The 9,396-nt window shown below is 46.8% G+C and carries 8 protein-coding genes; 3 read left to right on the top strand and 5 right to left on the bottom strand.

Translation table 11 applies throughout. The annotated features are described in order from the left end of the window. The 3 genes from QXE01_09620 to QXE01_09610 all read left to right on the top strand — a co-directional run. A partial coding sequence (locus tag QXE01_09620; protein ID MEM4971497.1) for an Lsm family RNA-binding protein occupies window positions 1-249 on the top strand: 249 nt, incomplete at its 5' end. Window position 250: 1 nt separating this feature from the next. Further along, on the top strand, window positions 251-1,831 hold the full coding sequence (gene tgtA, locus QXE01_09615; protein MEM4971496.1) for a tRNA guanosine(15) transglycosylase TgtA: 1,581 nt from the start codon (window positions 251-253) through the stop codon (window positions 1,829-1,831). A 3-nt stretch (window positions 1,832-1,834) separates the two neighbouring features. Beyond that, window positions 1,835-2,323: a DUF371 domain-containing protein gene (locus QXE01_09610; GenBank protein MEM4971495.1), complete on the top strand. Its 489-nt coding sequence runs from the start codon at window positions 1,835-1,837 to the stop codon at window positions 2,321-2,323. Here the strand turns inward: QXE01_09610 and QXE01_09605 are convergent. The 5 genes from QXE01_09605 to rpoB form a co-directional block, all read right to left on the bottom strand. After that, window positions 2,313-2,747 (bottom strand): NusA-like transcription termination signal-binding factor, encoded by a 435-nt coding sequence (locus QXE01_09605; GenBank protein MEM4971494.1) that lies wholly within the window; start codon window positions 2,745-2,747, stop codon window positions 2,313-2,315. The two genes, QXE01_09610 and QXE01_09605, sit on opposite strands and share 11 nt — an antisense overlap. 15 nt (window positions 2,748-2,762) lie before the next feature. Continuing rightward, window positions 2,763-3,092, bottom strand: a complete 330-nt coding sequence (locus tag QXE01_09600) for a 50S ribosomal protein L30e (GenBank protein ID MEM4971493.1) — start codon at window positions 3,090-3,092, stop codon at window positions 2,763-2,765. Window positions 3,093-3,095: 3 nt separating this feature from the next. Next, entirely contained in the window at window positions 3,096-4,274 is a 1,179-nt protein-coding gene (gene rpoA2, locus QXE01_09595) for a DNA-directed RNA polymerase subunit A'' (protein MEM4971492.1), read from the bottom strand. 2 nt (window positions 4,275-4,276) lie between these two features. Further along, a complete protein-coding gene (gene rpoA1 / locus QXE01_09590) occupies window positions 4,277-6,955 on the bottom strand; it encodes a DNA-directed RNA polymerase subunit A' (GenBank protein MEM4971491.1) in 2,679 nt (892 codons plus the stop codon). Between the two features lie 5 nt (window positions 6,956-6,960). Beyond that, on the bottom strand, window positions 6,961-9,396 hold a 2,436-nt coding region (rpoB, locus tag QXE01_09585; protein MEM4971490.1), incomplete at its 5' end, for a DNA-directed RNA polymerase subunit B.

Raw genomic sequence — 9,396 nt, 5'->3', positions numbered from 1 at the left:
TCGAGGATCTCTGAGATAATTGTTGAGGAGACACCTATATTCGATCCTGAGGAGTTCTTCAACATAGTTGTTCAGAGGCTAAACATAAACCCAGCTAATGTGAAGGTCTATAAGGAGACGGGCTTAGTTGTGATCCTAGATAGATATAGGGTTTCTGAGAACGGTGTGGAGGGGTCTGGAGCTCTGGCCAATAAGATCTATGATCTGTGGCAGGAGTATATGGAGAGCAAGAAGTCCAAGAGGGGCTGAGATGCCTGATAACTTCCAGATCAAGGATAAGGATCTCATGGGAAGGATAGGGGTTCTAGAGACAAAGAGTGGGAAGATAGAGACACCTATTTTTTTACCCGTCATAGATCCTTATGAGCAGATCGGTGAAAACCCCATCATATCCCCCAGAGATATAGAGGCTATGGGCTTCAAAGCGGTAATAACCAATGCATATCTCATAAAGAAGAGGTTTGGGGGTGATGCAGCTGAGAAGGGGCTTAGAAGCCTCATGGGCTTCTCAGGGGTTATAATGACTGATTCAGGCGCGTATCAATATATGCTCTATGGTAGGGTTGATGTTAGTAATAGAGAGATAGTTGAGTATCAGGACAGGATTGGGAGCGATATAGCTGTGATCCTCGATATACCTACGAGGGAGGATACTAGCTATGAAGAGGCCCTCTACAGCGTTGAGGAAACCCTTAGAAGGGCTCGGGAGGTTCTAGACATAATATCTAGTTCAAAGACCATCTGGGTTCTCCCGATACAGGGTGGGGGCTATATAGATCTTGTGAGGAGATCTGCTAGGGAGGCTTCCCAGATAGATGGATACTCAGCCTATGGGATTGGAAGCCCTGTGACATTCCTCCAAAGCTATAGATATTCAAAGGTTGTTGAAATGATTATAACAGCTAAAGAGGAGATAGACCCTAGCATGCCCACCCACCTATTCGGGGCGGGGCACCCTATGTTCATACCATTCGCAATAGCCCTTGGGGTCGATATGTTTGACTCAGCAAGCTATATATTATATGCAAAGGATAATAGATATATCACGGAATACGGTACTGAGAGGCTTGAGGAGCTAGAGGTATTCCCATGTAACTGCCCAATATGTTCTAAATACAACCCAAGGGATCTCATTGAGATGCCGCAGAGGGAGAGGATCAGGATGCTGGCTATGCATAACCTATACGCAATCGATAGAGAGGTTAAGAGGGTGAAGACATATATAAGGGAGGGGAGGCTATGGGATCTCCTGGTCGAGAGATCCCACTCCCACAGCTCTCTAGTGGATGCTATGAGAAGAATTGAGAGATATGCAGAGCAGATCGAGCAGTACACACCATATTCAAAGGGTAGGAGGGGGCTATTCATATATGGATCTAGATCCATGGCTAAGCCCCAGATCATAAGGACTAGGAGGAAACTCGAAAGATACCTAGAATATCTAGTAGATAGAGAGGCTAGGCAGGGTAGAATATTCGCCTTAATACCGGGGGACAGCTCTTCAAAGCCCTTTTCATCCTCAAAAGCATATGCAGAGGCTATGGAGAGGCTAGCTGTTGAGAGGGATTTAGAAGAGGTATATATTGTTTTCTACACACCATATCTAGGTTTAGTGCCAGAGGATCTAGAGGATACATATCCCTTCTCACAGCATGAGGCGCCCAACGAATATGAGGGGGAAGAGCTGGATAGACTTGCCAAGGAGATATGGAGATTCATAAGGCGTGTGAGGGGCAGAGGTGCCGATGCGATCTTCATATCATCGGATAGCGCTCCATGGAGCAAAGAGGTTGGGAAGATCCTGGATTTGTTAGAGGGCTTAGGTGTATAGGATATGCAGATCTACAGAGAAGCATATATAGATATAATCAATGCTAAGGGCCATAGGAATGTGAGGGCCACACATAGAACCACCTTCGAGATCACCAGGGAGGATCACCTAACCCCTAGGGGAGACTGCATCATAGCTGTTTCAGCTGATAAAGCGCTCAGAGATCTAGATCCAGAGGTTAAAATGGGTATTAAAAAGGGCTGGCCTGTTGCGGTGGTAATATCAGCAGGGGATCTATGGGATTACTCAATAGGATGGGGAGATCCTAGGCTAGTGCTGAGCGACCCAACAAGGATTGTTGTTAGGAGGAGCACCTATATATCACAGAACACCCTTATGATCAGGGCTAGCAAGGCTGCTGCAGATCTCGATAGAAGGCTTGTTGATAGGCTTAAAAGGGGCGTTGATGTCTATATACTCCTAGCTACATCGCCTGATCTCAATAGATTGCTAGAGGTTCTCGGGGAAAGGGGTTTTCATGCTAGGTTATAATCACATTATCTATGTTATAGTATCTCTTAAGGATAAGCCTTGCTTTATGCACATTTCTACCCCCCTTTCCTATAGCTATCCCCTTATCCTGTGGATGGACATTTACATATAACACTGTTTTTCCTCCTGGATACTCCACCTTCTTTATAGATGCTATCCTTGCTGGTGCGAATATATTTCTCACAAACTGGTCGAACTCGTTTGAATACTCCACTATCTCGATATTCTTTTTAAGGATCATCTTGATCTTCTTCACATTACTCCCATTCTTACCTATAGCTAGACCGGCTTCACCTTCCTTTACTATGAATATCAGGGTGTCGTTCTCCTCATCTATTATGCAGTCTCTTATAGTTGCTCCTGTGAGATCCTGGACAAGGGAGATATACCTCATCTCCTCTAGACTTAGCCTTATCTCAGACAGCTATCATTCACCCCACTATAGATTCTTCTCCGCCATAGAATCTATTACTTCCATGCTTATATTCCCAGGATCTATAACCCCTATCACGGTTACAGGGTGGGGCCTACCTATCAGGGTTCCGAGATCCATGCTAGAGCCTCTATATATAATCACAGGTATGTTGCCAAGCCTAGCATAGTATTTAATATCAGATACTATAGCCTTGGGAGAGCCCTCAGCAACGACCACGGCCTTTAACCCGCCTATCTTTAGAAGCTTAACAGATCTCCTATATCCTATAACCACCTTACCCCCTCTAACAAGGCTCTTTATAAGGTTATCCACAGCAACTGGCTGGCTCGACACCCGCTACTGACCTCCTCCACCTCTTGGTATAATATATGGTCTCATATATATGTTAACCTTGCCTGTTCCAACATGGATTGGCTGGCCAACTATTATGTTCTCAGCAACCCCAGCTAGCTCATCCACCTCACCCTTTGCTGCAGCATCTAATAAGTGCTTCACAGTGACCTCGAAGGCTGCCCTCGCCAATACACTCTCCTTCTCACCTGTTACCCCATGCCTACCTATCTGCCTAACTGTTCCATTTCTAGTCATTATATCCGCTACAAGCATTACATGCCTTATATCAACATCTAGACCCTGCTCCATGAGGACGTTCATCATCTCCCTTATAAGCAGTGTTCTCGCAGCCTCTATACCAAGCACCTTCTCTATCTCATGTATATCGTTGCTATAGGTTCTATACGGATCCACACCCCTTACCTTGAGAATCGCCTTTAGATTAACGCCTTCAGCTAGCAACATATATTCATCCCCCCTCTTCTGGATGATAACCCTCTTAATACCCTTTATCCCCTTGATCTTGGCTTTCAAAATTCTATCCCTTATCTTCTGGAGCTTCATAAGATCTATAACACCTACATTCACAGATATCGTTGGAGGGTTCTCGTTAATCACCTCAACATCTCCATATTTCTTCAAGACATTCTTAACCTGTTCAAGCGAGACACCCTTATCACTCATTATCTCAGGATCTAGCTCGAGAACTATAGAGCCTGCTGTTACATATATAGATGACACCACATTCTCCACCCTTGTAAACTCTATCCTCCTAGCAACCTCCTTAGCCTTCTCAGGATCATATCTATGCTCCTCATCAAGATAGATATATGTTATAGGTGTTGAGGGGATCTTCCTAGCATCGACAAGCTCTATAAGCCTTGGAAGGCCAAGGGTTACGTTGAACTCTCTAACACCTGCATAGTGGAATGTTCTAAGGGTCATCTGGGTTCCAGGCTCTCCAATGCTCTGAGCCGTCACAGTCCCCACAGGCTCTCCAGGCTCGATGAGATTGCCCCTATACTCAGCACACGCTAGATCCACAACCCTCTCGATCTCCTCATCCGTTAGCCCCTTCTCCAAGGCCTTGTCCACGAGCTCGTTAACTATCTTCTGGGGTAGGTATGAGCATTTAGAGGAGACCCTCTTAGCAAGAGTCTCCCTAGATCTAGGCGCTGGCATGGCTATAACCTCCACCCAGCAACCCTCTCGATTAGCCTATCCACGCTAACCCCTTTCCCGTGGACACTCTTCATAGGATCTATGCCGTCTTCCCCATATCTAAACTGTATTATAGACCCCTCAGGAGTTCTAACAGTACCATCATACTCGACATAGAGGTCTTGCAGTGCATTTATAAGCCTCCTCTGCATATAACCGCTCTGAGAGGTTCTAACAGCTGTGTCTACAAGACCCTCTCTACCACCTGCTGCGTGGTAGAACATCTCTATAGGCGATAACCCCTTTCTAAAGCTGCTAGCAACAAACCCCCTAGCAGGTGGGCTCATATCGCCTGGCTTGAAGTGGGGTAGCGGTCTCCCCATATAGCCCCTATGGATCCTCTCACCTCTTATTGACTGCTGCCCCAGGCTAGCAGCCATCTGGGTGAGATTCAGCGTCGATCCCCTAGCACCTGTCCTAGCCATTACGAAGGCATGGTTAAATGGGTCTAGGTATTTCACAGCTATCTCACCAGCCTCCTCCCTAGCCTTTCTAAGAACCTCATCCATCAGCTTGATCTCCAGGGTCTCCTCGAGACTCCTACCCGGAACAGGCTCTAGAACCCCTTTCTCCTTTAGCTTTATAAGCTCATCAGCCTCTCTATATGCCCTCTTAATCACCTCCTCTATCTCCTTCTCAGCATTCGGCGGGATCAGGACATCGTCATATGTCATCGTGAACCCCTTCTTCTCCAGAACCCTTATAAACATTCTAAACACATTATCGATGAATCTAGCTCCAAAATCATTTCCATACTCTCTAACGAGGTGATGGAATAGCGTCTCAGGCTGCTGAGCCCCTATAGCCTTCTTATCAAGCACACCCTCGAGAAGCATTCCCTTCTTAACAACTATATAGGAGTCCCAGAAGCACTCCTCATTATCGCACTTGAGGAGACCAGCAGATATGTTGGAAGGTCCTCTATAGTTGAAGTCCTCCGGTAGGAAGATGCTTACAAGCTGCTTACCAGTCCAATACTTCTTCGGCGAGAGTATAGCTGGCTCTGGAAGGGGGCCTGCATATCTAGCGGCTGCAAGAAGATCTATAACCTCCTCTTTAGTTAATAGGGTGGCCTTGCTCGTGAGTATATATGCACCGCTTATATAATCCTGGATCCCGCCTATTATCGGGCCACCATATCTAGGTGATAATATATGCTCCTGAACAAGCAGTAGTAGCCTAGCCTCAGCCCTGGCCTCGACAGACTGTGGTACATGGAGGTTCATCTCATCCCCATCGAAGTCAGCGTTATATGGTGGGCATACACTTAGATGTAGCCTAAAGGTTCTCCCGGGGAGAACCCTTACCTTGTGGGCCATTATGCTCATCCTGTGGAGGCTTGGCTGCCTGTTGAAGAGAACTATATCCCCGTCTATTAGATGTCTCTCAACAACCCAGCCAGGTGTTATGGTCTCTGCCAGGGCTTTTCTATCCTTCACATACCTAAGATCTATCTTCCTACCGTCTGGCGCTATCACATAGTTAGCACCAGGCCACTTATATGGGCCGTTTATCACGTATCTCCTCATCTCCTCGATATTCCATTTGGTAACTGTCTCAGGAACCGTGAGGATCTTTGCTACATATTCTGGAACACCCACCTCATTTATACTTATATATGGATCTGGGCTTATAACACTCCTAGCAGAGAAGTCAACCCTCTTACCAGAGAGGTTCCCCCTGAACCTCCCCTCCTTACCCTTGAGCCTCTGTGCAAGGGTTCTCAGAGGCCTTCCATATCTCTGCTTAGCAGGCGGTATCCCCGGGGCCTCGTTATCGAAGTATGTTGTTATGTGATACTGCAGCAACTCCCAGAGATCCTCGACTATTATGTTCGGAGCGCCCTGGTTTATATGCTCCCTCAGCCTCTCGTTAGTCCTCACAATATCTGCTAGCTTGTGTGTCAAATCATCCTCAGATCTAGCTCCAGTCTCAAGCACTATAGAAGGCCTTATACTGAGGGGCGGTATAGGTAGCACTGTTATAACCATCCACTCAGGCCTAGCACTCTCGGGGTCATAGCCTAGGAGCTCTAGATCCCTATTTGGTATCCTCTCAAGCCTCTGCCTAATCTCCACAGGGTTGAGCCTAACAAGATCCTCCTTCCTCTCCTCATAGAATATAGTTGGCTTCTCAAGCCTGATCTTATACTGCTTAGCGCCACAGAATGGGCATTCAGCAACCTTGAAAGCCTCTCTTTTAAGGCTCTCAGAATATCTCTTAGCTAGGAGGGGCCATCTATTCTTCATCTTAGCATATATCTTCCTTATCTCCTCAACAGCCCTCTCAGGATCCTTATACCTAGCTACATACTCACTCGGGATCTTAAGCCTCCCACAGCTCCTACATGTCGCCCTAAGAAGATCGTATATATGCTTTACAAAACCATAGTGTATAACAGGCCTGGCAAGCTCTAGATGGCCGAAGTGGCCTGGGCACTGGGCCATAGTGTTTCCACAGACCTCACATCTCCTCCCAGGCTCTATAACACCTAGCCTGGGATCCATAATCGAGTTTCTAATCGGTATACCATCCTCATCTAGGATCTCACTAGTTAAAATAGGGACAACAGAGATCTTCCTTATCTCCTCAGGCGATAGTATCCCGAACTTTATACCCGCTACCATATACTCCTCCGACATCTTGATCACCTCCACCTCTCCTTGAATATCTCCACCCTTTCTTTAACAATAAGTCTTGGGGCTATAAGCATTGCCATCAACTCCTGTAGAAGGAGTTTAAACGCATATGATACACTCACAGGAACTATCTTTGATTTATCTCCGTGGAGCGGGCATACAGGCTTCTTGTTATTCCTATCGAACCACCCTATATGGCCACATTCTGTGCATACATATATAGTTGTCTTATCACTTGCATCGAGCATCTTCTCCTTAAGAAGTATCGATGCGCCATGGCCTACTAGGCTGTCCCTCTCCATCTCACCGAACCTCAACCCACCCTCTCTAGCCCTACCCTCTGTGGGCTGCTTTGTAAGTATCTGCACCTGACCCCTAGCCCTAGCATGGATCTTATTCGCTACCATGTGGTGGAGCTTCTGATAGAAGACTATACCTATGAATATCGGGCTCCCAATCAGCTCACCAGTTCTCCCATCATACATAGGCTCTGTACCATCCATTGGGTATCCCAGTAGCAGTAGCTCTTTCTTCAGAGACTCTATATCCTCTCCATAGAATGGCGTGGCATCAACATATCTACCTCTGAGGGCTGCAACCTTACCAGCTATGCTCTCCATAAGCTGTCCAAGGGTCATTCTCGATGGTAAGGCGTGGGGGTTTATTATGAGATCCGGTGTTATCCCCTCACTGGTATATGGCATATCGCTCTGAGGTATCAGCATCCCAACAACACCCTTCTGACCGTGTCTCGATGCGAATTTATCACCGATCTCTACTATCCCTAGATCCCTTACCCTCACCTTCACAAGCCTATGCCCCTCAGAGGTTGTTGTCATGATAACCATGTCAACTATACCCTTCTCACCATGTCTAACCCCTGTTGATGTATCCTTCCTCTTAGCAGCTATAACACCGAACTCCTTCATCTCCTCCATAAACCTGGATGGCGATGTCTTGCCAACGAGTATCTCTCCACCTGCTACGGGGACCTCAACACCTATTATACCCTCCTTATCTAGTTTTGAGTAGAACTGCTTACCCCTATATCCATGGACGCTTGGATCTGGTATCTCTATCCTATCCTCCTCACCCCCTGGGTATCTCCTCTCCTCTATAGTGTATAGCCTGAAGAATGTTGATCTAGCCATGCCCCTCTCAACACTCGACCTGTTAAGTATAACAGCGTCCTCCATGTTATACCCTGTATAGCTCATAACAGCTACAACCATGTTATGGCCAGCTGGCTTAGAGTTATAGCCTATCACATCTAGGAACTTAGTCTGTACAAGGGGCTTCTCTGGATAGTGGAGGAGATACGATCTGGTATCTGTTCTTATCTGATAGTTAGCAGCATAGAGCCCCAGAGCCTGCTTAACCATTGCAGACTGGTATGTATTCCTCGGGCTCTGGTTATGCTCGGCATAGGGTATCGTCGCTGCTGCTATCCCAACAATAGCGGGTGGATAGATCTCCATGTGGGTATGCTCCTTAGTGAGATCCGATGGGTTGAGGGCTATATAGGCGTTCTCCTCCTCATCAGGATCTAGATATTCCACCACACCCATCCTAACAAGATCCTCAAAACCTATCTCACCCCTTCTAAGGGCCTCGGCATGTTCCCTGCTATATACCAGCTTTCCATCTCTAACCACGAACACGGGTCTAAGGAATCTCCCCGCATCTGTGTTTATATAGATCTCATCTATATATTGGGTCTTGATATGGGCTATACTGACCTCGTAGTGGAGCTTCCCACTCCTCCTAAGATCCCTCAGGAATCTCACCAGCTTCTCACCATCTCTGCAGAAGCCTATGGGCCTGCCATTGATCAGTACTCTGGAGCCCTCGATCGGTGGTGATCCCCCTTTCCTAAGCTCATTAAAGATCTTCTCGATCTTCTCGATCCTCATATCGGGATCGTCTATCTTCTCAAGAATATCTAGAACTATGTTCTCATCAACACCAACAGATATATATGCTGTGAGGGCCATATTCTTAACCAATCCACAGTTAGGCCCCTCAGGTGTTTCGAAGAGACATATCCTACCCCACTGGGTGCCATGAAGATCCCTTGCCTCGAAGTTGGGCTGGCTCCTACTCAGCGGAGATACAACCCTTCTGAGATGGCTGTGCATCGAGATCCAGTTGGTTCTATCTAGGATCTGGCTCACACCAACCCTATTACCAACCCAGTTACCCGTTGCCATTGCATGTCTAATCCTCTCAGTAATTATATCGGATCTCACTAGAGCACTTATCTGGGTCACCTTCCTAGTCCTCGCCCTTGCCTTCTCAAGCTGGTATCTGAAGTCCTTTAGAAAAGCTCTATAGGCTACCCTGAACTGTACTGCGAGGAGATCTCCTGCGAGCTTAAGCCTCTTATTCCTATAGTGATCCTTGTCATCAGCCTCCCTCCTACCAAGCATAAACTCTATAAGCTT

It is taken from the genome of Sulfolobales archaeon, from assembly GCA_038897115.1.
GTDB lineage: Archaea > Thermoproteota > Thermoprotei_A > Sulfolobales > AG1 > AG1.
The sequence above is the reverse complement of the archived record's forward strand: the minus strand, read 5'-3'. Positions and strand labels throughout refer to the sequence as shown.